This window comes from Mesorhizobium sp. M0870, assembly GCF_040319775.1.
Lineage (GTDB): Bacteria > Pseudomonadota > Alphaproteobacteria > Rhizobiales > Rhizobiaceae > Mesorhizobium.
This window is the reverse complement of sequence record NZ_JAMYOI010000001.1, coordinates 517,840-540,993: the sequence shown is the minus strand read 5'-3', so window position 1 is coordinate 540,993 and position 23,154 is coordinate 517,840. Positions and strand designations below refer to the sequence as shown.

Sequence of the window (23,154 nt, the reverse complement as noted above, 5' to 3'; positions counted from 1 at the left end):
CCTTACAAAGCCAACAGGTCCTTCAGCAGGGTCTCGTCGGCGAAGGTCTCAGGCGCACCTTCGTGGACGATCCTGCCCTTCTCCATCACCAGGCAGCGGTCCGATGCCTTGAGAACGAGATCGAGATTCTGCTCGACAAGAATGATCGCGATGCCGCGCTCGCGGGCGATGCGCGGCACCAGTTCGGCGATCGACTGCACGATGTTCGGCTGGATGCCTTCCGAGGGCTCGTCGAGCAGCAGCACCGAGGGCAGGCCGCAGAGCGCGCGGCCGATCGCCAGCATTTGCTGCTGGCCGCCCGAAAGCGTGCCGGCGACCTGCGCTTCGCGTTCGCGCAGGATTGGAAAATAGCCGAAGATGTCGGCCGGAATGCCGCCGTCGCCACGGTCCTTGGCAGCGCGGGTGCCGACCTCCAGGTTTTGCCGCACCGTCAGCTGGTTAAAGATCCCGCGCCCCTGCGGCACATGCGCGATGCCTGCGCGCGCACGGCGGAAAGCCGGCGCGTTGGTGAGATCCTTGTCTCCGAGAACCACCGCCCCGCCGCTTGCCCGCAAGCCGCCGGAGATGACGCGCAGCAGCGTTGTCTTGCCTGCGCCGTTACGGCCGAGCAAGCCCACGACTTCGCCCAGCGCGACGCTGAGGTCGATGCCGTTCAGCACGGGGAGCAGACCGTAGCCGGCCGACACCGCCATTGTTCGCAGCATGATCAGCGCCTCCCCAGATAGACATCGCGGACCATCTCGTCGGTCTCGATGTCATGGAAAGGACCGCTGCGCAGCCGGCGTCCCTGATGCAGCACCAACGTCTCGCAGTTCAGCGCCCGCACGAAGCGGATGTCGTGCTCGACGGCAACGATCGAGAATTCACCTTTGAGTCGCAGCAGCATCTGCGCCGTCGCCAGCGTCTCCTGCGGCGTCATGCCGGCAGTGGGTTCATCGAGCAACAGCAGGCGCGGCTCTATCGCCAACGCCATGCCGATCTCCAGCCATTGCTTCTGGCCATGCGCGAGTTCGCCGGCCAACGTGGCGGCGCGGTTGGTCAGCGCGACCAGCTCCAAGAGTTCGCCAACCGGGCGCGCAGGCGAAGGCGCCCCCCAGCGCGCGACCTTGAGATTATCCTCCACCGAGAGGCTCGGGAAGACAGAGGGGATCTGGAACTTGCGGGCAATGCCGAGCCGGGCGATGCGATGCAGCGGCAAGCCGGCTATGTCGTGGCCGAGGAAGCGCACGCTGCCGCTGGTCGGACGCAGCGTGCCGGTCAGCACGTTGAGGAAGGTGCTCTTGCCAGCGCCGTTCGGCCCGATGATGCAGCAGAGTTCCTTGTCGCGCACCGTGAGGTTCAGAGCCTCCAGCGCCTGCAGCCCGCCAAAGCGGATACCGACGTTCTCGGCCTGCAGCAGGATGTCGCTCATTGCGCGCGCCTCCCGCCCTTGAACAGGCCTTTCAGCCGCGCGTAGATCGACAGGATGCCATCCGGCAGGACGAAGACGATGATGACGAAGACACAGCCGAGCAGAAGGGGCCACAGGCTCGGGTTGAAGCTGCTGATCGTCTGCTGCGCGCGCTGAATGAAGATGGCGCCCAGTACTGGCCCAAGCAGCGTGCCGCGCCCGCCGACCGCCACCCAGACGATCACCTCCGTCGACAGGAGCAGTCCGGACAGGTCGGGCGCCACCAGTCCTGCCATGCAGACATAGAGCGCGCCGGCAAGTCCGGCGATCGCCGCCGACAAGACGAAAGTAACGAGCAGCCGCAACGGCGCATTGTGGCCGAGCGCGGCCGCCCGGACTTCATTGTCCTGGATTGCGGTCAGCACCGTGCCCCAGCGGCCGCGGCTGATCGACCACAGCGCCAGCACCGTCACGGCGACGATAGCCGAGACGAAGATATAGGAGGGCAGATCCTGGCTCAGATCGACATGCAGGCCGCCAAGATCGAACTCGATCGGCGGAATGCCGATCAGGCCGCTGTCGCCGCCGGTGACCGAACTCCAGGAAACCGCGGCCTGCTGGCAGATGACGCCCATGGCCAGCGTGACGATGGTGAAATAGCTGCCACGAATGCCGCCGAAGAACAGGAAGTAGCCGATGATGGCGGCGACGAAGGCCGCACCCGCCACCGCACCGATGATGCCAAGCAGGCTTCCGAAGGGGATGGCATCATTGAGCGTAACCAGCGCCATGATGTAGCCGCCGATGCCGAAGAAGGCGGCGTGGCCGAAACACAGGATTCCGGTGCGGCCCCAGAAGAAGTCGAGGCTCGCCGCGAACAGGCCGAAGATCAGCGCGTCGCGGATCACCGTCAACTGATAGCCGCCGGCAAAGAACGGATAGATGATCGCGAGCGCCACGCAGACGGCAAAGATCATCAGCCAGTTGCGGTCGCGGGCGATCATCGCGACGCTCCGTTGAACAGGCCGTTGGGCCGCAGACGGACAGCGACGATGGCAGCCAGCAGCACGATCGCCTGCGCCAGCGACGGCGAAATCTGATAATTGAGGATGCTGGTCAGTCCGCCGACGAAGACGCTGCCGGCGACAAGGCCGCCGATCGAGCCGACACCACCGACGATGACGACGAAGAAGGCGTTGGCGAGATAGTTCACCCCCATCTGCGGCAGCACGATTGCCAGCGGTGCGACCAGTCCGCCGGCAAGGCCGGCGATTGCCGCGCCGAAGGTGAAGGCGATGGCGTAGGTGCGCCGGGTATTGATGCCGACGCCTTCGGCCATCTCGCGGTTCTGGATGACGGTGCGGATGTCGAGACCGAAGGGCGTCCGGCTGATCAACAGGATGACGCCGAGCAAGGTCAGCATGGCAATGCCGATCAGGATCAGCCGGTAGGCCGGATAGACGGTAAAGAAAAGATCGAGCGTGCCCTCGATCGGCGGCGTCACCGGCTTGGCGCCGAGCCCGAAGATCAGTTCCAGCCCTTGCTGCAGGATCAGGCTGACGCCCCAGGTGGCAAGCACGGTCGAGACCGGCCTGGAATAGAGATGGCGGATGATGGCGAACTCGAGGATACAGCCGACCACCGCGCCGGCAACGGGCGCCGCCGCCAGGCCCAGCCAGAACGAGCCGCCCACGCTCTGGACGAAATAAACCGCGAAAGCGCCGACGGTGACGAACTCGCCATGCGCCAAATTGGTCACGTTCATCAGCCCGAAGCTGATCGCCAGCCCGAGCCCGACCAGCATCAGGATACTGATCAGCGTCAGCGCATTGAGCAGCGTGGTGATGAGAAAATCCATCGCGTCAGGCCGCACTGGCGAGACGTTGGCGCAGGCCGGCGAGCAGGCCTTCGGCGGCATCGATCGCCGCGGCCTGATGCGACTGCAGATCCTGCCCCGCCCATTCGTCGATATGCTCCGACAACGGGTCGACCACTTCGGTGCGATGGTTGGCCAGAGTCTCGATGACGGCATGGCCGCAGAACGGCACATAGCCCTCGGAGTAGCCGCCCTCATGGGTCATCATCAGGCGCCCTTGCGAAGTTTCGGCGGCCAGCGCCACCATGCGCGCGGCGAGCCGCCTGAAGCATTCGCTGTTGAGCATCATGCGGCCGAGCGGATCAAAGCCGGACGCATCGAAGCCGGACGCGACGATGACGAGGTCCGGTCTGTAGGCACGCAGCGCCGGCGCGACGACACGGTCGAAAGTCGCTTCATAGGCGCCGGTGCCGCTGCCCGCCGGCAGCGGTATGTTTATGTTGTAGCCTTCGCCGGCATCTTTGCCGTTGTCGGCCAGCGCACCGCGCCCGGTCGGGTAGAGATTGTCCTGATGCAAGGAAATGGTCAGCACCGACGGGTCGGAATAGAACACCGTCTCGGTGCCGTTGCCGTGGTGCACATCCCAGTCGACCACTGCGGCGCGGCCAAGCAGGCCTTCATGCTGCAGCCGGCGGACAGCGACGCCGATGTTGGAGAACAGGCAGTTGCCCATCGCCTGATCAGGCTCGGCATGGTGCCCCGGCGGCCGCGCCAGCGCATAGGCATTGTCGACGCGTCCGGTCAGCACGGCGCGCATCGCGGCATAGGTGGTGCCGGCAGACAGCAGCGCGATGTCGAAGCTGTTGAGGCCGATTGGCGCCTGCGGCCCGGCGAAACCGGAGCCGCGCTCGCTGAGCATCCTGATGTCGTCAACGTGACGTTGCGTGTGGACGCGCAACAGGTCCTCGACCGAGACCGGCTCGGGGATAATCGGGACGAGATGGCGCGACAGGCCGCTGACCTGGATGAGGTTGTTCAGCCGCCGCTTCGAGCCAGGGGATTCCAGATGGCGGCCGGGTTCCACGAAACGGCCGGGAGGCATCATGTCGGCGCTGGAGCCGGTGTCATGCCACATCAGCTGTTCGTGAAAAACGTAGCCTGTCGCCATTCGCAGCGTCCTCTAAAAACCAGGTGACGCTAGCAGGCTAACGATCATGTGGCCCGACCCGAAAGAGGGGCTGCGCCTGTATCTATGCCCCTCCTTTCGGAGGGGTATAGGCGCCTGCTGACCCTTGCGCGGCGCGCACCGCCTGCACCCGGTTGGATACCGCAAGCTTGCCGAAAATGTTCTTCAGGTGCCATTTCACCGTGGTTTCGCTCACCGACAGCGCCAAGGCGATATCGCGATTGGACATGCCCTCAGTGAGATAGCGCAGCAGTTCGGCCTCGCGCTGGGTGAGCTGTTCCTTCTCAGCGGCTGGTGCGGCCAGCTTGCGCGCCGCCACGGGCATCGCCTGCGCTGCATCGATGATGCGCGTGGCATAGGCTGACAGCGCGGGGTCGGTCTTCGCCTGGGCAGCACGCAGCCGCATCAACCCTTCGACGACAGACCTTCCCTCGTCGACGAAGGAACGGATGAAGCCGGAAGGTTGGGCGAGACGCAACGCATCGAGGAGATTGCGGTCTGCCTCGCGTTGGTCGTGGGCAGCGCTGGCCGCTTTGGCTCGCAGGATCAGCGCCAATATATGGCGACGCATGCGCCCGCTGGTTCTCGTGCGCTCCAGAAGCGCGTCGAAAACCCCCGCTGCATTGGCATAGGATTTTTCCGCCGTCAGCAAACGGCCCTCGGCAAAGAACTCGAACTCGTTTGCGGTGGTGATGACCGTCGAAGTCTCGGTCTCTTCGCCGCGATGCTCGGCCAGCAGCGCGCGCGCCTCGGCATTGCGGTTCTGGTCGAGCAGCACACGTACGCGGTCATGCATGATCATCGATGCCAGGCGGCGATACACCGTGCCGCGCACGCGTTGATAGACGCGCTCCAGCATGTCCAGTGCGGCTTCGGTGCGACCGGTCAGCTGCAGCACACGGGCATAGGTCGGCACGCTGGCAAGGGGATAGACGATGACCGCCGCGCCCTCGATCTGCGGGCCGAGATTCTCGACCAGGGTCAGCGCTTCGCCCGACGCATTGGTCTCGTAGGCGAGCTCGGCTAGCAGCGTTCCGGCCAAGGCCTCGGCATAGGAATTAGCACCGATCCGCGCCCTGGCCTCGATGATGGCGTTGCGCAGCAGCCGCTCGGCGGCGGGCAAGCGGCCCGCCGAACGCTCGACAACGGCCATGTAGCAATTGGCAATGGTGACGCCGAGCAGGCTGCCGCTTCGCTCATGCGCCCGTCGCGCCGCATCGATCGCGGCGCGGGCACCTTCGAGGTCACCCAGCGCATAGAGGTTGTAGCCGATGACATTGGCGGTCGCGCCTTCCATGAACCAGGCATCGGGTGAGATGACGCGCAGGGCCGCAAGTGCTGTGTCGCGCGCCTGATCGAACTGCTCCAGCGTGCTGTGGACGGCAGCGGCGAGAACCACCAGTTCGGCCTCGATCGTTGTGCCGGTCATGGTGCCTGGGTCATTGCTGTCAGTCGGTCCGGTCTCGACCAGCTTGCGCGCATTGCTCAGCGTCTGCTGGGCAATCTCGGGTTGGCTGCTGTGCACCGCCAGCCAAAGCACCACCAGTTGCAGCCGGATGCGCTGGTCGATCAGTTTCCTAGGCAGCAGCGCGAGCAGCTGGCGCACGTAGAGAAGCTGGCACTGGGCGATGAGGTCGAGCGCGTTGTTTTCGACGAATACCGCCGCGCGTGCCTGGTCGCCGGCGGCCAGCGCGTACCCGATCGCCTCGGTCAGCATCTTGCGTTCGCCGAACCATTCGGCGGCCGCCAGATGCAGCGGCGCGATCATCTCCGGTTCGCGCCGTTCCATTTCGCGGCTGAGGAAATCGCGGAACAGATGATGGTAGCGGAACCAGCGTCGCTCTTCATCGAGCGGCACCAGGAACAGGTTGCGCGTCTCGATCTCGGTAATCGCCGCCTCGGCATCCGCCGCGCGCATCACCGCCCGGCAGGCTTCGGCGCTGAAGCGTTCGAAGATCGAACTGTAGAGCAGGAATTTTGCGATTGCCGGCGGCAGCTCCAGAAACACTTCGCCCATCAGGAAGTCGGCGACGTTGCGGTTGGCGCCGGTAAAATTGCCGATGAAGGTTTCGGGTGCGTGTGCGGCACTCAGCGAGAGCGAGGCGAGCTGCAGGCCGGCGGCCCATCCTTCGGTACGCGAGCACAAGGTCTCCACTGTGCCGCTGCTGACGCTCAGGCCCAGCTTCTCGTTGAAGAAAGCCTCGGCCTCGGACGAGGCGAAACGCAGATCGTCGGGGCCGATTTCGAAGATGTCGCCCAGCACCCTGAGCTTGCCGAGTTGCAGATCGGGCAGGCTGCGCGAGCCGATGACGAAGGCGACGTTTGCCGGCGCCTGCCGGGTCAGGCGCTCCATGAACCGCTTCACCGCCGTCGCCTCGACAGCGTGGTAGTCGTCGAAGAACAGCGTGATGTCAGCTTCGCGCGCTGCAAGGCCCGTGACCAGTGCCGCGAGCATGACATCGAGCTGGGGGATCGGGCTGGACTGGAAGGCAAGGTCGAGTTCCGCTGGGCTCTGGACGAGATGGCGGAGCGCGCCCACCAGATGCGACAGGAAGGCGCCCTCGTCATTGTCGGTTGCCTCGCAGGATAGCCATGCGGTCAGCCGACCGTGGCGCGCGACCTCCGTGGCCCATTGCGCCATTGTCGTCGATTTGCCGAAGCCGGCGGGCGCGGCGAACAGCACGATCCGCGTGTCGATGTGGCGCTCCAGCGTCGACAGGATGGTCTCGCGGCGCACCCATCGGCGATGGTGCGGCGACGCTTGGCTGACGGATTGCGGAGCTGTTCTCATCTAGGTCCGTGCAACCTGCCGCTTTTCCGCGAAAGCGCGGCTCCCTTGCCATTGCTCCACTCCGTTTCGATCAGCGGAATCTGCGGTGCGGCATCGCGCGGCAAGGTTCCCTTGATCCGGGGATCGTCGATGATCTCAAATCCGGTCGCGAAGGGGACGAACCCGCAGGCACTGTAGAACCCGATGACACTGTGATGATCGAAGCTGCTTGTATGCAGCCAGATGCGGCTCGGGTTGAGACGCCATGCGAGGTCCAGTGCCCCGGCCATCAGCCGTTTGCCGAAACCCCTGCCGGTCAGGGACGGGAACAGGCCAAAATAGGTGATCTCGATCTCGCTGCTGTCGGCGACGAAGAATTCGACCATACCGAGATGCGCGCCGGTCTCGTCATGGCCGTAGTAGAGATGCTGGCGCGGGTCGGCGAAATGCTCGGTGATTTCGGCATCGGACATTTCGGAAACACGGTCCCAAAGCCAGGGCGCGCCGATCTCTAGGAAAATCGCCCGGTAGGAAGCGCAGTCGGGGGGCGTGATCCGTGTCATGGCCAAGGGGTGCGCGAGATCGGGCTGCGGCGAGCGCGCCTCCATCCACGTCACCGCATTGGCAAGCTTGCCCGCCGGCAGGCGATGGTAGCCAATGGCGAGATCGGTGATTTCGGCCGGCATCGTGTCTTCGGTGATCAACGCATTCCTCGTCATGTCTTCCAGAGATAGCAGTATCGGCTTGCTGCATCCGATGCCAACTCCCCAGACCATGGCAGCATTGAACGGCAAGTCCTGGACTGAAAGTTTGGCGCGTATGCCTCTTGCATTTCACAGAAATGGCATATGAGATATGATACACCATTCAGATGAAAGTGAAACATAATGCCTGAGCGGATTGCGGACGAGGCCATTCTCAGCGCGGTCGATGGCGGCTTCGCGCGGCAGGTAGCGTTTCTGCAAGACCTCGTGCGTTTTCCTTCGCAGCGTGGTGAGGAACATGCCGCACAATCGTTCATGGCGGCTGCCTTTGAGGCTGACGGCTATGCCGTCGACATGTGGCGCGTCGATGTCGATGCGATTCGCGACCTGCCGGGTTTTTCACCCGTGGCAGTTTCTTATGACGACGCCTTCAATGTCGTTGCCACGCATACGCCGCGAAACGCGACCGGCCGCTCGCTGATCCTCAACGGCCATATCGATGTCGTGCCGACAGGGCCACTCGACCGCTGGGTGCGCGATCCCTACGATCCGGTGATCGAGGACGGCTGGATGCATGGCCGCGGCGCCGGCGACATGAAGGCCGGCCTGTCCGCCTGCCTCTATGCGCTGGCCGCATTGCGCAGCCTTGGCTATCAGCCGGCCGCGAACTTGTATCTCCAGTCGGTGGTCGAGGAAGAATGCACCGGCAATGGCGCGCTTGCCTGTCTGCAGCGCGGCTACCGCGCCGACGCCGCCTTCATTCCCGAACCGCTGGAGCCGAGGCTGATGCGGGCGCAGGTCGGGCCGATCTGGTTCCGGGTCGAGGTCGACGGCGATCCCCAGCATGCGTCGGGTGCATTTTCTGCCGGGGCCAATGCCATCGAAAAGGCATTTGTCATCATCCAGGCGCTGAAGCAGCTCGAAATCGTCTGGAACGCGCGCAAGGTCGACGACAAGCATTTCCATGATCACCCGCACCCGATCCGCTTCAATCTCGGCAAGATCGAAGGGGGCGAATGGACATCGAGCGTTCCGGCGCGCTGTGTCTTCGAGATGCGCGTCGCCACCTATCCCGGCCAGAGGCTCGAAGACGCCAGGGCCGAGCTTGAGGCCTGTATCGCCGAAGCGGCGCGTGCCGATCCGTTCCTGGCCAATCGCCCACCGATGATGACCTACAACGGCTTCATGGCCGAGGGCTATGTGCTGGAAGGCGCCGACGAGATGGAAGCGGTGCTGCGCCGCAGCCACACCGCCGTGTGGGGCGAGCCGCTGACGGAGCACGTCACCTCGGCGACCACTGATGCGCGCTTCTTCGGCCTCTATGCTGAAACGCCGGCGATCGTCTACGGCCCGATCTGCCGCATGCCGCACGGCTATGACGAGGCCGTCGATCTCGACTCGGTGCGCAAGGTCACCCAGACGATCGCGCTGTTCATCGCCGACTGGTGCGGCCTCGAACCTATCGAGGCCAAGCCATGAATGCAGCCGTCCCCGATGCTTTCGGCGAAACGCTCGCCGAGGACGCGCCCCATGTCTCGACGACCGACGCGCTTGCCATCGTGCGCCGGCACTACGGGCTGACCGGCACCGCGCGTCCATTGCCTGGCGAACGCGACCATAACTTCCACATCCAGACCGACGGCGAGGGCGAGTTCGTCCTCAAGGTTTCCCATCCGGCGGAAGAGGCCGGCTTCACCGACTTCCAGAACAAGGCGCTCGACCACATCCTTGCAGTCGACCCCACCTTGCCGGTTCCCTCGGTGCGCAAAAGCCTTGAGGGCGAAGCGCAATTTACGGCCAGTGTTGGTGGATCGGCACCGCGCATCGTCCGGCTGGTGACTTATCTGCCCGGTCAGCTGCTGTCGCGCTCGCCGACTTCCGATGCGCAGGATCGCAATCTCGGGATCTTCCTCGCCCGCCTTGGCCGGGCGCTGCGCGGTTTCTTCCACCCGGCCGCCGGCAGCGACCTGCTCTGGGATATCCGCAAGGTCGCCAAGATACGACCGATGACGGTGCACATCACTGATCCGGGCCGGAGGGCGATGGTCGAGCGCGCGATCGACTCCTTCGAGCAGCATGCGGCGCCAATCATTCCGACCCTGCGCGCCCAGATCGTCCACAACGACATGAACTCCTACAATGTGGTGATGGACGCGTCGCGGCCGGAGGTCGTCAGCGGCATCCTCGATTTCGGCGACATGATCCATTCGCCGCTGATCTGCGACCTCGCCATCGGCGCCGTCTATCGCTGGCCGGCGCAAGGCCATCCGTTGGCGCCGGCCGCGCGCTTCGTCGCCGGCTATCAATCGGTTCAGCTGCTGGAGGAGGAAGAGATCGGCATTCTCTTCGATCTGATCCGTGCCCGGCTTGCGCTCATCGTCAACATCGCCAGTTGGCAGGCCGAGCGCTTCCCGGCCAAGCGCGACTATGTGCTGCGCCTCGCCACCGAGGTCTGGGCCTCGCTCGAAAAGCTGGATGGTCTGTCATCCACCGATGCCCGCCGCTATTTTCTCGACCATTCCAATCCGGAGTAAATGCTCGTGTCCCAGTCCTCGCCATATCCTTCAAATGCCGACGCGGCTGCATCGGAGCGCGCGCTGCTTGAACGCCGCGCCAGGCTGCTTGGGCCGACCTATCGCGCCTTCTACCGCAACCCTATTCATCTGGTGCGCGGCAGCGGTGTGTGGCTCTACGATGCCCAGGGCCGTAAATTCCTCGACGCCTATAACAACGTCGCCTCGGTCGGCCACTGCCACCCGCGCGTTGTCGAGGCGCTGTCCGGACAGGCCGCCACGCTCAACACCCACACGCGCTATCTCAGCGAGATCATCCTCGATTACGCGGAAAAACTGCTCGGCACCGTTCCGGCCCATCTTGGCCACGCCATGTTCACCTGCACCGGAAGCGAGGCCAACGACCTCGCCATCCGCATCGCCCAGCATTCCAGCGGCGGCACCGGCGTGATCATCACCGACTTCGCTTATCACGGCGCCACCATCGCGACGGCGCAACTGTCGCCGGCGGCGGTCGGAGCAAAGGGCGTGCGCGCGCAGCACCGCACCGTGTCGGCGCCGGACACGTTCCGCGACCATGGCCGGGCCGCGAATGTTTTCGCAAAAAATGTCGCCGCCGCCATCGAGGACATGCGCGTAAAAGATATCAAGCCGGCCGCACTCCTTCTCGACTCGGCCTTTTCCAGCGACGGCATCTTCTTTCCCGATGCGGCGGTGATGCGCGAGGCGGTGGATCACGTCAGAAAGGCCGGCGGCATCGTCATCGCCGATGAGGTCCAGTCCGGCTTCGGCCGGCTTGGCCAAGGCATGTGGGGTTTCGCCAATTATGGCATCGAGCCCGACATCGTCACGATGGGCAAGCCGATCGGCGATGGACACCCGATGGGCGCCGTGCTCGTGCGGCCGCAGCTAGTCGCTTCGTTCGGCTCGAACACCGGTTATTTCAACACTTTCGGCGGCAATCCGGTTGCTGCCGCCGTCGGTCTCGCCGTGCTGGCGGTGATCGAGGGCGAGGGGCTGATCGAGAATGCGCGCAATGTCGGCGCGTATACGAGTGAACTGCTGCGCACCCTGCAGAGCCGGCATGGCGCGGTCGCCGATATCAGGCATAACGGCCTCTATTTCGGTGTCGAGCTGACGGCGGACGGTGACGAGGCGCTGGCCGCCACCAAGACATCGGCGGTCGTCGAAGCCATGCGCGAGGACGGCGTGCTGATCTCGTCCTGCGGTCCGCGCGGCAATGTGCTGAAGATGAGGCCGCCACTGCCGTTTGCCAGGGACAATGCCGAGCAACTGGCCGAGACGCTCGATCGCGCGCTGTCGAACTGGTGATCGGGCCGAACGCATGCTGAAGCTCGAACATCAAACCCTGAATGACCGCGCCTATGGCGCGCTCAAGCAGGAGTTGATTTCAGGCGGCTTCAGCCCGGGGCAGACGCTGGTCATCCGCAAGCTCGCCGAAACGTTCGGCATCTCGACGACGCCAATCCGCGAGGCGCTGCAGCGGCTTGTCGCCGAGCGACTGCTCGAGATGCAGAACAACCGCTCGGTCATCGTGCCGTTGCTGTCCGCGCCCGCCTTCGAGGAACTGACGCGCATCCGTATCGCCGTCGAGGGACTGGCGGGCGAGATGGCGGCGACCAGGATGAGCGAAAGCGGACTGGCTGACATACAGGCGACGCTCGCCGGCATGCAGCGTGCCATCGAGGCCGGCGACGCCAGGGCCTATCTCTCGTTGAACGAGGCGTTCCACTTCGCCATCTACCAGCATGCCGGCGCGCCGATCCTGCTCAACATGATCCGCGACCTCTGGGGGCGGGTTGGGCCTTATCTCAAGCTGCTGATGCAGGCCGATCGCTACATCCCGCAGTCCAACGACGCGCATCGCAAGATCGTCGCCGCGCTGGAGCGGCGCAGCGGTCCCACTGTGCGGACTTTCATAGAAGAGGACATCGCCGTGGCGGCCGCCGTATTATCTGCAAACCTTGACGCTGCCAGGTAGCCGTCGGCCTAGCTCGTCCCGTCCAGCCGGTCGCGCAGCATGCTCCAGCCGAGCAGCATGTTGGGCGCATGCCGCAGCAAGGCATGGAACGGGATAGGCGCCGGTGGCGCGAAGGGCAGCGGCAGGTCGCGGGCCTCGGCTCCAGCGGCCCAGTCGGCCAGCACCTTGCCCATCGCTGTGGTCATGGCGATGCCGCGGCCGTTGCAGGCGCGTCCGGCGATCAGGCCCGGACCGAGGTCGATCAGGTGCGGCAGGAAATCCGGTTCGACCGCCGCCATTCCCGACCAGCTGTAGGCAAGCGGCGGGAGATCGGGCAGACCGAGATGCCGGCCAAGCCTTCGCCAGATCGTCTGCGGTACGCGCGTATCCGCACCGGCGCCAAGGATATGCATGCCGCCGCTGATCAGCCGGTTTTCGGCGTCGAAGCGGAATGTGAACAGATTGCGCCTGGTGTCGCCGACACCTTGCCCACCGGGTAACAGGCGCGCGCGGATTTCGGGCGGCAGCGGCGCCGTGGCGATTTGGAAAACCTTGAGCGGGAAATAGGTTCGCTGCAATGACGGGTTGAGGGACCAGCCATAGGCGTTGGTGGCGATCAGCACCTTTGCGGCGCGTACCGATCCCACCGGCGTTTTCAGCACCCAGCCATCGGCTATGCGATCAACCGAGGTGACGCGCGTCTGCTCGAAGATCTTCGCGCCGGCCTTCTCCGCCGCATCGGCGAGCCCGCGCGCATAGGCGACCGGATTGAGCACGCCGCCGCAACGATCCATCCAGCCACCGACATAACCTGGCACTCCCGTCAGGGCTTCGACATCCTGCCGATCCAATGTGACAGCCGGCCGGCCACGCTGTGCCCATTGCCCGGCACGTGACTTGACCTTCTCGAAGGCGGCAGGCGAATGCGCTGGCTGGATCCATCCGTTCTGCACGGCGTCGCAGTCGATGCCGTGCTGCCGGATCAGGCGGAAGACCAGGTCGGCGCTGCCGGCGGCGAAATCGATCAGCCTTTCGCCGCGCGACGGTCCGAGATGGGCCAGTATGTCGGCCGGGTCCATCTTGGCGAAGTTCGGCACGACAAATCCCGCATTCCTGCCGGTCGCGCCCCAGGCGATGAATTCGGCTTCGAGAACGGCGACGGAAAGGCCTTTCCCGGCGGCGTGCAGCGCGGTTGAAAGGCCGGAAAAGCCGCCGCCGACAATGGCCAGGTCGACATTGAGCCCACCTTGCAGCGCCGGCCGCTCGCGGCGGCTACCGCTGACGGCATGCCAGAGCGAAGCGCCTTGTGCCTCCTGCCGGATCACGGCATTCATGAGCCGGAACTGCTCTCGCCCGCAGCGATCTTCGCCCGCTTGCTGAAGCGGCGCCGCCGCGGCCTGTCGCCGAACAGGCCGTTCGGCCGGATCAGCAGGATGACGCAGAGCATGACGCCGATGGCGGCGATCTGCAGCGCGGCGGCGCGAGCCTGCTGTTCCGGCGGGAACAGGATGCTGGTCAGCGTGCCCGATCCGGCCCATATCGCCCACACCAGGATGCTGCCGATGACGGCGCCAAGATTACTGCCCGAGCCGCCGACGATCAGCATCACCCAGACCTGGAAGGTCAGGATCGGCAAATAATTGTCCGGCGCGATGAAGCCGGTGAAGTGCGCCTGCAGCGCGCCGGCCAGCGCCATGATGGCGCCGCCGACGGCAAAGGCCTGGACGCGGTAGAAACGCGCGCTCTTGCCAAGCGAGATCGCCGCCCGCTCATCCTCGCGCAACGCCTTCAAAACCCGCCCCCATGGGCTGCGCGACAGGTGCTCCAAAGCGAGATAGGCGATCAGCGTCACCACCGATACGACCGCGAGGTTGGACAGGTTGAACAGCAGCGGCGTCTCGGCAAGGCTGCCGAAGGGGCGCGGGATGAAACCGATGCCGAACGGGCCGCCGGTCAGCTTCTGCGCGTTGAGCGCGACCAGTTGCACCACCACGGCGACGCCGAAGGTGGTGATCGCAAGATAGTCGGATCTCAGCCGCAGCGTCGCCATGCCGGTAAGCGCCGCGGCGATGCCGCCGACAACCATGGCGCCGAGCCAGCCGACAAGGATCGGCAGGCCGAAGCCGCCCAGCCGCGCGGCATCGTCCGGTGTGGTCAGCAGCGCCGATGTATAGGCGCCGATGGCGACGAAGCCGGCGAGGCCGACATTGAACAGGCCGGTCAGCCCCCATTGCAGATTGAGCCCCAGCGTGACCAGCGAAAAGATCAGCGCGGTGGTCAGGAAGAAGGCGCCGTAGCCGAGCAGGTCCATCAGCGTTCCCTCACACCAAACAGGCCGATAGGCCGCACGAACAGCACCGCCATCAGGATGATGAAGGAGACGGCGGCGCGCCACTCGGCTCCGATCAGCTGTACTGCACCGGCTTCGGCGAACCCGATGATCAAGCCACCGAGCACCGCGCCAGGAATGCTGCCGATGCCGCCGAGAATGGCGGCAGCGAACATCGGCAGCAGCATGTCGAAACCCATGAACGGGCGGATCTGCACCAGAATGCCGATCATCACGCCGGCCACGCAGGCCAGCGCCCCGCCGATGACCCAGGTGACGCGCACCACGCTGGCGACATCGATGCCGACGATGCGGGCCAGTGCCGCGTTCTGGCTCAGGGCCTGCATCGAGCGGCCGGTTTGCGTGCGCGTCATCAACAGATGCACGCCGAGCACCAGCACCGCGGTCAGTAGCAGCAGGGCGATCTGGTCGGGCGTGATGCGGATGCCGAAGCCGACCGGCATGGCGATCTGGATTGCCCGGCTGAAATAGGTCGGCCGCGAGGTGAAAGTGAATTCGAGCAAGCTTCTCAGCGCCATCGAGGCGCCGAAGCTCGCCATCACCACGATGATCGCCTGGCCTTGCGAGCGAAGCCGCGAAAACAGCACCTTGTCGAGCAGCAGCGCCAAGAGCGCGGTGAAGGCCATGCCGATAGCGAGCGCAACAATGAGCGGCCAGCCGAAGGACAACGGTGCGATCGGCGCCACCTTGCCGACTGTCGCGCCGATGGCGCTGACGACGGCCAGCGTCGCATAGGTTCCCCAGGCCATGAAGTCGCCATGGGCAAAGTTCGAGAAGCGCAGGATCGAATAGGTGAGCGTCACGCCGATGGCGCCGAGGCCGATCATCGAACCCGTCAGCAATCCGTCGACGACAAATTGCAGGCTCATGCCGCACCTCCCGTGTCGGCCTTACGGGGGCGCTGGCCAAGATAGAGTTCGGCGACCACCGGATCGTTCCATAGTTCGGAGGCGATGCCCTCGTGCCGGTCCTTGCCTTCGACCAGCACATAGGCGCGGTCGCCGATGGCGAGTGCCGCCTTGGCATTCTGCTCGACCAAAAGGATGGTGACGCCGGACTTGCGGATGCCGGCCAGCATCTCGAACACCATCGAGACGAATTTCGGCGACAGGCCGGCCGACGGCTCGTCCAGAACCAGCACTTTGGGGTGGACGATCAGCGCGCGCGCGACGGCCAGCATCTGCCGCTGCCCGCCCGACAAATTGCCGGCGGCGGTGCGACGCTGGCGCACGAGATCGGGGAAGGCCGAATACATCTCCTCGATGCGGCCAGGGATCTCGCGCCGTTCGAGGATGCCGCAGGCGACTTTGAGATTGTCCTCGACCGACATCAGCGGAAAGATGTTTTCGGTCTGCGGCACGAAGGCAAGCCCGAGCCGAACCATGGTGTGGGCAGGCGCGGCCGTGATGTCCTTGCCGTCCAGAAACACCGTGCCGCCGGTGATCGGGACGAGGCCGGCGATTGCCTTGATGAAGCTCGACTTGCCGGCGCCGTTGGGGCCCAGCACGACGACGATCTCACCCTTGGCGACGATGATCGAGGCGCCGCCCACGATCGGCACGCCGGGCTCGTAGCCGGCCTCGAGGTCGCGGACATCGAGGACGATCTCGCTCATGCCGCGCCTCCGAGATAGGCCTCGATGACACGTGGGTCGCGGGCGACTTCCTCTGCCGTGCCTTCGCTGAGCAGCTGGCCGCTCGCCATGACGAGGACGCGATGGCAAAGCCGCGTCACCATGTCGATATTGTGCTCGATGAGCAGGAAGGTGATGCCGCGCGCGTTGATATCGCGGATGCGGTCTATGATGACTTCGAGCAGCGTCGCGTTGACTCCGGCGGCCGGTTCGTCGAGCAGGATGATCGCCGGGTCGGCCATCATGACGCGGGCGAGTTCGAGGAGCTTGCGCTGGCCGCCGGAAAGCACGCGCGCCGGCTCGTGTGCGAGGCGGGTGAGGGTGACCAGTTCCAGCAGTTCGAGCGCCTTTGTCCTGGCGGCTCTTTCCTGCGCGGCGACGCGCCATGGCGTGACGAAATTGGCGAGCAGCTTTTCGCCGGCCTGACGTTGTGCCGCCAGCATGATGTTTTCGATCAGCGTCAGATTGGGCAGCGGGCGCGGTATCTGGAAGGTGCGGCCGAGACCGCGTCCGATGCGCAGATGTGCGGCTTCGCCCGAGACTGGCGTACCGTTGAGAAGGATTTCACCGCTGGTCGGCAGGATGCTTCCGGCAAGCAGGTCGAACATCGTCGTCTTGCCGGCGCCGTTGGGGCCGATCAGGCCGAGGATTTCTCCCGCTTTGACTTCAAACGAGACATCGTTGACCGCGACAAGGCCGCCGAACCGCCTGACGACATTTCTTGCCGTCAGAACCGGCGCGCGGGTTTCCCCTTGCCGTTTGGTTGCCTCGCTCATCAAACCCTCTGGCCGAAGACGATCGTTGCCGCCTTCTGATTATTGATTTGTGATCACACTTGCTTTGATCACGCTATTCGGCTTTAATTTGATCCGCAAGCCGAAAACCGGCCAAGAACGGAATTCCATGCAAAAGGCTGCCATCGAAAAGAACAACGAGGCGATCGCGGCCCAACTTGCGCCGGTCGGCCGCGAAACGGTACAGGACCGCGTCTACTCCGAACTGCGCCGTGCCCTGATCGGCGGGCTGTTCGAACCAAGCCAGGTGCTGACCATCCGTGGCTTGGCCGATGCGCTGGTCACCTCGACTATGCCGGTGCGCGAGGCGCTGGGCCGGCTGATCACCGAAAAGGCGCTGGAGGCGTTGCCCAACCGTTCGGTGCGCGTGCCGCCGATCACGCTGGAACGCCTCGACGATCTCTTGCGGGCCCGCATCCTGATCGAGGGCGAGGCGATCGCGCTTGCCGCCGCCCGCATGGGTCCGCGCCAGATCGCCACCATAGAGACCATTCTCGGCGAATGGGACGAGATGCGGGCGCTGAAACACAAGAAGGACGTCGATCGCGAAGTGACGCTCAACCAGAGCTTTCACTTCGAGATCTACCGCTCCTGCGGTTCGGCCGTGCTGATCCCGATGATCGAGAGCCTGTGGCTGCAATCGGGCCCCTGCATCCGTGTCGCCATCTACGCCTTCTCGGAAGCCGGCGAGGTCGACACCGCCCAGTATCACCGCCGCATCGTCACGGCGCTGTCCACGCAGGATGCGCAGGCGGCGCGCGAGTCGCTGGTCGCCGACATCAGCCGCCCCTTCACCTTTCTGCGCAGCAAGCTGCAGGCTGCCGCCGCGAAAGACCAGACATGACCGCCATCAGGATCACCGAGCCGCGCTCGCAGCTTTCCGTCACGGCATTGTTGCTGCCCGAAAAGGCACCGGAAAACGCTGCCTTCCTCTTGGCCTATCTCGGCACGCCACGCGTTGTTCCGGGCATCCACGCGATGTGGACGGGGCCGGAGATTTCCTGTCCGGTTCCACCAGCCGACCTCGAGGGCCAGGCCTATGCAAAACCGCTGCCGGCCGAGAACGCAACGCTGAACCCGCAGCCGGGCGACATCGTGCTGTCCTATGTGCCGCCACGCATGTGGGGCGGCAATCCCAATGCGATCTTCGACATCGGCCTCTATTACGGCCAGGGTGCGCGGCTCCTGTTCCCGATCGGCTGGCTGGCCGGCAGCGTGGTGGCGCAGGTGCGTGCCGGGGAGCGCGATCAGTTCGCCGCCGCTTGCGGCGGCATCCGGCGCAACGGCGCCTGCGATGTCACCTTCAGTCTGGTGGAGGCTTGACATGGCCGACGACAGTTTCGAGCTGTTCGATCTTCGCGTCGAGGTGGTCATCCCGGAGGGCAAGCCGATCTATTGCGGCGCCAGGGCCGGTGACTATTTCGAGCTCAAGGGCGAGATGCTGTCGATGCCGGCAGGGCAGGGCTTTTCGATTTATTCGCTCGCCGCCGTCTTGCCGCTGCTGGCGGCCAAGCAGCGCCCGACCCACCCGAACGACTGGATGACATCGGACGCCGAGATCGCTTGTCCCGATCCCAATTGCGCCAGCCGCCTCCGGATTGTCAGGGTGGCCAAGCGACGGTTCAGCCACGCCGAGACCACAGCGGTGCCGCTGCCGAAGGAGGATGACCTGACATGACCGCCAAGACCTTCGAACTCGGCCCCGGCTACACCATCTCGCGCGTCATTCGCGGCGGCTGGCAGCTGGCCGGCGGCCACGGCGCCATCGACCGCAGCCAAGCGGTTGCCGATCTGATCGCCACCTTCGATGCCGGCATCTGGACCTATGATTGCGCCGACATCTACACCGGTGTCGAGGAGCTCATCGGCGCGGCGCGCCTGCGGCTGGCCAGCGAGCGCGGCCTCGACGTCGCCGCCCGGATGAAGGTGCACACCAAGCTGGTGCCCGACCTGGAACGGCTGGCCAGCATCAGCCGCGACTACATCAGGGGCATCGTCGACCAGTCATTGCGGCGGCTGAAGGCCGAGCGGCTCGATCTCGTCCAGTTCCACTGGTGGGACTATGCGCAGCCTCGCTATGTCGAGGCGATGGGCTGGCTCAACGAGCTTCGGCTGGAAGGCAAGGTGCGCAATCTCGGCACCACCAATTTCGATACGCCGCGGCTCACCGAAATCCTCGCCGCCGGCATCCCGCTTGTCAGTCAACAGCTGCAGTATTCCGTGCTCGACCAGCGGCCGGGCAACAGCCTGGCGGCACTCGCAAAACAGAACGGCGTCGGCTTCCTCTGTTACGGCTCGGTTGCCGGCGGCTTCCTCAGCGACAAATGGCTCGGTGCGGCCGAACCCGCCACGCCGCTCGAAAACCGCTCGCTGGTCAAATACAAGCTGATCATCGATGATTTCGGCGGCTGGGATCTGTTCCAGCACCTGCTTCAGGCACTGAAAGCCATTGGCGACCGCCACGGCGTCGACATTGCCACCATCGCCAGCGCCTGGGTGCTGGAACAGCCGCAAGTGGCGGCTGTCATCGTCGGTGCCCGCAACCAGGCGCACGCCATTGCCAATGCGAAAATCATGGACGTGGCGCTTGACGCCGAGGACCGGGCGCGGATTGCGGCCGTCATCGCGCAAGGCACGGGCCTGGAGGGCGACGTCTACACGCTGGAGCGCGACCGCCACGGACGCCACGGTTCGATCATGCACTACAACCTCAATGCGGGGAAGAAATGAGCGGCGAACCCTCCCTGTTTTCACGCGCCAGCGCCGAAATCATCGACCTGCACCGCTTCTTCGTCGACTGGTTCGTCGCCGCGCGCGCCAACACGGTGGACTTCGGCCGCTTCGAACGCGCCATGGGTAAAGACCTCAGCATGGTGGCGCCGGACGGGCAGGTCCTCGATCGCGAAGCGGTCGTCGACCATGTCCGCTCAAGCCGCGCCTCTTGCGACGACGGTTTTGCCATTTCGATCGAGGACATCCGGCCCGGCTGGCAGGACGCCGATACCATCGTCGTCCTTTATGTCGAAGCGCAGCTGCGCGCAGGCAAGCACAGCCGCCGCCAGTCGAGCGCCGTCTTCACCACCAGTTCATCGGCGCCCAACGGCGTCGAATGGCGACATCTGCATGAGACCTGGCTGCAGGTGCCGGAACGCTGAACAGGCTCCAGAATTCAAATACAGTCGAGTAACGAAAGGGGAACAACAATGACAAAGACGATACTCCAACTCACCACCGCGCTCGCCCTCGTCACGATGGCGGGTGCCGCGCAGGCAGCCGATTGCAAGATCACCGTCGGCCTCGTCATGGAACTGACCGGCCCGGCCGGCGAATACGGTCAGGCCGGGGCCAAGTCGGTCGAGATGGCCTTCCGCGACATCAACGGAGCCGGCGGTGTGCGCGGCTGCGATCTCGTCACCGATACGCGCGACAGCCAGAGCCAGGGCAACATAGCGGTCGACGCAGCCACCCAGCTGGTTCAGGTCAGGAAGGTGCCGGTCATCATCGGCGGCATCATCTCGTCTGTGTCGATCCCGATCCTGACCTCCGTCACCGCGCCAGCCAAGATCGTCCAGGTCTCGCCGGCTTCGTCCTCGCCGACGCTGACCGCGCTCGGCCGCGACGGCAAGACCAACGGCATCTTCTTCCGCACCATCACCTCGGATGCGCTGCAGGGCGTCGCCGCCGCCAAATACGCCGTCGACAAGGGTTTCAAGAAACTGTCGATCATCCACGTCAACAACGATTTCGGCGTCAACATGGTGGCCGAATTCTCGCGTGCCTATAAAGCGCTCGGCGGCACCATCGTCTCCGACACGCCCTATAACGAGAAGCAGTCGAGCTATGCCTCCGAAGTCACGGCGGCGATGGCCGGCGAACCGGACGGGCTCTATCTCGTCAGCACGCCGGTCGACGGTGCAACGGTCGCCCGTACCTGGATCTCGCAGGGCGGCGTGCAGAAATTCCTCCTCAATGACGGCATGAACAGCCCTGATTTCATCGAGTCCGTCGGCGCCGACTATCTGAAGGAAGCCTACGGCACCTCGTCCGGCACCAGCCCGACCGCTTCGACAGAGTACTTCACCAAGAACTACAAGGAATTCTCCGGCATCGAACCGACCAATCCGGCAGCCGACCGTTCCTATGACGCCGGCGCGATTGTTGGCCTCGCCATCGCCATTGCCGGTTCGGAGGATCCGGCCAAGATCAAGGACGCGATGTACAAGGCGGTCGATCCGGCCGGCACGCCGATCTTTGCCGGCAAGGAAGAGTTCGCCAAGGCGCTTGGCCTGATCAAGGACGGCAAGCCGATCCGCTATGAAGGCGTCATCGGCCCTGTCGCCTTCGACAAATATGGCGACATCACCGGCCCGTTCCGGCTGTGGAAGATCGTCGATGGCAAGGTGGCGACCGACGGTGAAATGACCACCGACGACGTCAACGCCCTGCAAGCGAAACTTCAGTAAGACTACCTATTCTCCGGTATCGATCACGATCCCATCGTGGTCGATACCGGACGATTGTCCTGTTTTGCATTACCACGGGCACGGACGACGTCGCTTTGCGTGGACGAGCGTTTGACCGGCAGGCGATCATGGATAGGATCGGCCGATGTCGCCTGAAATCCAACAGCTCCTCTCTGCGCTCGGCGACCGGCTGGGCGCGGGCGGCGTGCTCGCCGGTCCGGAGGTGGATCAGCGCTATCGTGACGATCCCGACGGCAAGCTGGGGGCGCTTCCCGAAGCGGTGCTGCGCCCGCGCGACACACAAGGTGTCGCGGCAGCGCTGGCGGTTTGCAACGATCTCAGCCAGCCGGTTGTCGTCCAGGGAGGACGCACCAGCCTGGCAGGCGCCGCCCGTGTGCAGCCGGGCGAGGTGGTGCTGTCGTTGGAGCGCATGACCGACCTCGCCGTTCCGGATCGCCAGGCTGCTAGCATCGTCGCCGAAGCGGGCGCGACGCTGCAGGCGGTGCAGGAGGCGGCCGACAGCGCCGGGCTGATGTTCGGCGTCGATATCGGCGCACGCGGCTCCGCGACGGTCGGCGGCAACATCGCCACCAATGCCGGCGGCATCCGCGTGCTGCGTTACGGCATGTACCGCGCTCAGGTTCTGGGACTGGAAGCCGTGCTTGCCGATGGCAGCGTGATGACCTCGCTCAAGGGCTTGCCCAAGGACAATTCCGGCTACGACCTCAGTCAGCTCTTTATCGGCACGGAAGGAACGCTCGGCGTGGTCACCCGCGCCGCGCTCAGGCTGCATCCCAAGCCGGCGTCCGAGGTGAACGCTTTCTGCGCGCTCTCTTCGCTCGATGCGGCAATCGCCCTGCTTGGGCTGCTGCGGCAAAAGCTCGGCCCGCTCCTGTCCGCCTATGAGGTCAACTTCGCACCGCTCTATGACCTCATGGTCGCCAGCATGGCTATGCCGGCGCCGCTGCCGGCAGGCTCGCCCGTCTATCTGCTGGCCGAGATCCAGGGCAGTCAGCCGGAACGCGACGGCGAGCGCTTCGCCGAGGTGTTGATGCAGTTGGTCGAAGACGGTGTCATCGACGATGTGGTGGTCTCGCAATCGCCGCGCGAGTTTCGCGCTCTGTGGGACGTGCGGGAGGACGCCAATCGCGTCCTGTTTTCGATCAAGGGTTTGATCGGCGTCGACATCAGCATCCCGTTGGCCCGCATGGGAGCGTTCCTGCAAGAGGCGGACGCAGCCATCCACGCCGTCGATCCCGGCGCCGACATCTATTTCTTCGGCCATCTCGGCGACGGCAATCTGCATTACCAGGTCCGCACGGTCGATGCGGCGGCGGCATATGACATCGTCTATCGCGGCGTGGCGGCGGCCGGCGGCGGCGTTTCGGCCGAACACGGCATCGGCCTCGACAAGAAGAAGTGGCTGCATCTGGTCCGCAGCGACGCCGAGATCGCCACGATGCGGCGGCTGAAGACACCCCTTGACCCCAGAAACATCCTCAATCGGGGACGGGTCTTCGACCTCAACCCGACCGCCTTCTCCCGATGACGATT

The 23,154-nt window shown here is 64.8% G+C and carries 23 protein-coding genes; 11 read left to right on the top strand and 12 right to left on the bottom strand.

Translation table 11 applies throughout. From position 1 onward, the window contains the following. Window positions 1-2: 2 nt before the first annotated feature. The 7 genes from NKH97_RS02555 to NKH97_RS02525 all read right to left on the bottom strand — a co-directional run bounded on the left by NKH97_RS02555 (window position 3) and on the right by NKH97_RS02525 (window position 7,881). A complete protein-coding gene (locus NKH97_RS02555) occupies window positions 3-704 on the bottom strand; it encodes an ABC transporter ATP-binding protein (protein ID WP_023808838.1) in 702 nt (233 codons plus the stop codon). Window positions 705-706: 2 nt separating this feature from the next. Beyond that, window positions 707-1,411: an ATP-binding cassette domain-containing protein gene (locus tag NKH97_RS02550; RefSeq protein ID WP_023808837.1), complete on the bottom strand. Its 705-nt coding sequence runs from the start codon at window positions 1,409-1,411 to the stop codon at window positions 707-709. Further along, entirely contained in the window at window positions 1,408-2,394 is a 987-nt protein-coding gene (locus NKH97_RS02545) for a branched-chain amino acid ABC transporter permease (protein ID WP_023808836.1), read from the bottom strand. Before NKH97_RS02545 ends, NKH97_RS02550 begins: the two co-directional genes overlap by 4 nt. Continuing rightward, entirely contained in the window at window positions 2,391-3,248 is an 858-nt protein-coding gene (urtB, locus tag NKH97_RS02540) for an urea ABC transporter permease subunit UrtB (RefSeq protein WP_031212284.1), read from the bottom strand. The genes NKH97_RS02545 and urtB overlap by 4 nt, the downstream gene beginning before the upstream one ends. 4 nt (window positions 3,249-3,252) lie before the next feature. Next, on the bottom strand, window positions 3,253-4,374 hold the full coding sequence (locus NKH97_RS02535) for a histone deacetylase-like amidohydrolase (protein WP_023808834.1): 1,122 nt from the start codon (window positions 4,372-4,374) through the stop codon (window positions 3,253-3,255). A gap of 82 nt (window positions 4,375-4,456) precedes the next feature. Beyond that, window positions 4,457-7,183: a winged helix-turn-helix domain-containing protein gene (locus NKH97_RS02530; protein ID WP_352628492.1), complete on the bottom strand. Its 2,727-nt coding sequence runs from the start codon at window positions 7,181-7,183 to the stop codon at window positions 4,457-4,459. Continuing rightward, the gene (locus NKH97_RS02525; RefSeq protein ID WP_245273050.1) at window positions 7,180-7,881 is read right to left on the bottom strand and encodes a GNAT family N-acetyltransferase; all 702 of its coding nucleotides are present in this window, start codon (window positions 7,879-7,881) and stop codon (window positions 7,180-7,182) included. Before NKH97_RS02525 ends, NKH97_RS02530 begins: the two co-directional genes overlap by 4 nt. A 168-nt stretch (window positions 7,882-8,049) precedes the next feature. On the opposite strand from NKH97_RS02525, the gene NKH97_RS02520 reads away from it, so the two are divergent. The 4 genes from NKH97_RS02520 to NKH97_RS02505 are packed head-to-tail and all read left to right on the top strand — an operon-like array spanning window position 8,050 to window position 12,381. Next, on the top strand, window positions 8,050-9,345 hold the full coding sequence (locus tag NKH97_RS02520) for an ArgE/DapE family deacylase (protein WP_164892806.1): 1,296 nt from the start codon (window positions 8,050-8,052) through the stop codon (window positions 9,343-9,345). Then, window positions 9,342-10,400 (top strand): phosphotransferase, encoded by a 1,059-nt coding sequence (locus NKH97_RS02515; protein WP_023808830.1) that lies wholly within the window; start codon window positions 9,342-9,344, stop codon window positions 10,398-10,400. Before NKH97_RS02520 ends, NKH97_RS02515 begins: the two co-directional genes overlap by 4 nt. Continuing rightward, a complete protein-coding gene (locus NKH97_RS02510) occupies window positions 10,401-11,711 on the top strand; it encodes an aspartate aminotransferase family protein (protein ID WP_031212279.1) in 1,311 nt (436 codons plus the stop codon). Between the two features lie 13 nt (window positions 11,712-11,724). After that, window positions 11,725-12,381: a GntR family transcriptional regulator gene (locus tag NKH97_RS02505; RefSeq protein WP_023808828.1), complete on the top strand. Its 657-nt coding sequence runs from the start codon at window positions 11,725-11,727 to the stop codon at window positions 12,379-12,381. An 8-nt stretch (window positions 12,382-12,389) separates the two neighbouring features. On the opposite strand, the gene NKH97_RS02500 is transcribed toward NKH97_RS02505, so the two are convergent. From NKH97_RS02500 to NKH97_RS02480, 5 genes are read right to left on the bottom strand one after another with little or no spacing between them, the layout of a single operon-like run. Next, on the bottom strand, window positions 12,390-13,694 hold the full coding sequence (locus NKH97_RS02500; protein WP_023808827.1) for an NAD(P)/FAD-dependent oxidoreductase: 1,305 nt from the start codon (window positions 13,692-13,694) through the stop codon (window positions 12,390-12,392). Then, window positions 13,691-14,674, bottom strand: a complete 984-nt coding sequence (locus NKH97_RS02495) for a branched-chain amino acid ABC transporter permease (RefSeq protein ID WP_023808826.1) — start codon at window positions 14,672-14,674, stop codon at window positions 13,691-13,693. The genes NKH97_RS02500 and NKH97_RS02495 overlap by 4 nt, the downstream gene beginning before the upstream one ends. After that, window positions 14,671-15,579 carry a branched-chain amino acid ABC transporter permease gene (locus NKH97_RS02490; protein ID WP_128302370.1) on the bottom strand — a complete coding sequence of 303 codons (909 nt, stop codon included), beginning with the start codon at window positions 15,577-15,579 and terminating at the stop codon, window positions 14,671-14,673. Before NKH97_RS02490 ends, NKH97_RS02495 begins: the two co-directional genes overlap by 4 nt. After that, window positions 15,576-16,325, bottom strand: coding sequence for a branched-chain amino acid ABC transporter ATP-binding protein (locus NKH97_RS02485; protein WP_352795283.1), 750 nt, complete (start codon window positions 16,323-16,325; stop codon window positions 15,576-15,578). The genes NKH97_RS02490 and NKH97_RS02485 overlap by 4 nt, the downstream gene beginning before the upstream one ends. After that, window positions 16,322-17,119, bottom strand: coding sequence for an ABC transporter ATP-binding protein (locus NKH97_RS02480; RefSeq protein ID WP_128302372.1), 798 nt, complete (start codon window positions 17,117-17,119; stop codon window positions 16,322-16,324). The genes NKH97_RS02485 and NKH97_RS02480 overlap by 4 nt, the downstream gene beginning before the upstream one ends. A 127-nt stretch (window positions 17,120-17,246) precedes the next feature. Between NKH97_RS02480 and NKH97_RS02475 the strand changes: the two genes are divergently transcribed. The 7 genes from NKH97_RS02475 (at window position 17,247) to NKH97_RS02445 (ending at window position 23,149) form a co-directional block, all read left to right on the top strand. Next, entirely contained in the window at window positions 17,247-17,981 is a 735-nt protein-coding gene (locus NKH97_RS02475) for a GntR family transcriptional regulator (RefSeq protein ID WP_127327034.1), read from the top strand. After that, the gene (locus tag NKH97_RS02470) at window positions 17,978-18,460 is read left to right on the top strand and encodes a DUF3830 family protein (RefSeq protein ID WP_128302373.1); all 483 of its coding nucleotides are present in this window, start codon (window positions 17,978-17,980) and stop codon (window positions 18,458-18,460) included. Before NKH97_RS02475 ends, NKH97_RS02470 begins: the two co-directional genes overlap by 4 nt. Window position 18,461: 1 nt before the next feature. Beyond that, window positions 18,462-18,815: a TIGR04076 family protein gene (locus tag NKH97_RS02465; RefSeq protein ID WP_128302374.1), complete on the top strand. Its 354-nt coding sequence runs from the start codon at window positions 18,462-18,464 to the stop codon at window positions 18,813-18,815. Further along, the gene (locus NKH97_RS02460; RefSeq protein ID WP_128302375.1) at window positions 18,812-19,867 is read left to right on the top strand and encodes an aldo/keto reductase; all 1,056 of its coding nucleotides are present in this window, start codon (window positions 18,812-18,814) and stop codon (window positions 19,865-19,867) included. The genes NKH97_RS02465 and NKH97_RS02460 overlap by 4 nt, the downstream gene beginning before the upstream one ends. Next, window positions 19,864-20,292, top strand: a complete 429-nt coding sequence (locus NKH97_RS02455; protein WP_023808818.1) for a DUF4440 domain-containing protein — start codon at window positions 19,864-19,866, stop codon at window positions 20,290-20,292. The genes NKH97_RS02460 and NKH97_RS02455 overlap by 4 nt, the downstream gene beginning before the upstream one ends. A gap of 48 nt (window positions 20,293-20,340) precedes the next feature. Continuing rightward, window positions 20,341-21,600 (top strand): ABC transporter substrate-binding protein, encoded by a 1,260-nt coding sequence (locus NKH97_RS02450; protein WP_352795282.1) that lies wholly within the window; start codon window positions 20,341-20,343, stop codon window positions 21,598-21,600. Window positions 21,601-21,745: 145 nt separating this feature from the next. After that, complete coding sequence (locus NKH97_RS02445; protein ID WP_352795281.1) at window positions 21,746-23,149, top strand: FAD-binding oxidoreductase; 1,404 nt, start codon at window positions 21,746-21,748, stop codon at window positions 23,147-23,149. Window positions 23,150-23,154 lie beyond the last annotated feature (5 nt).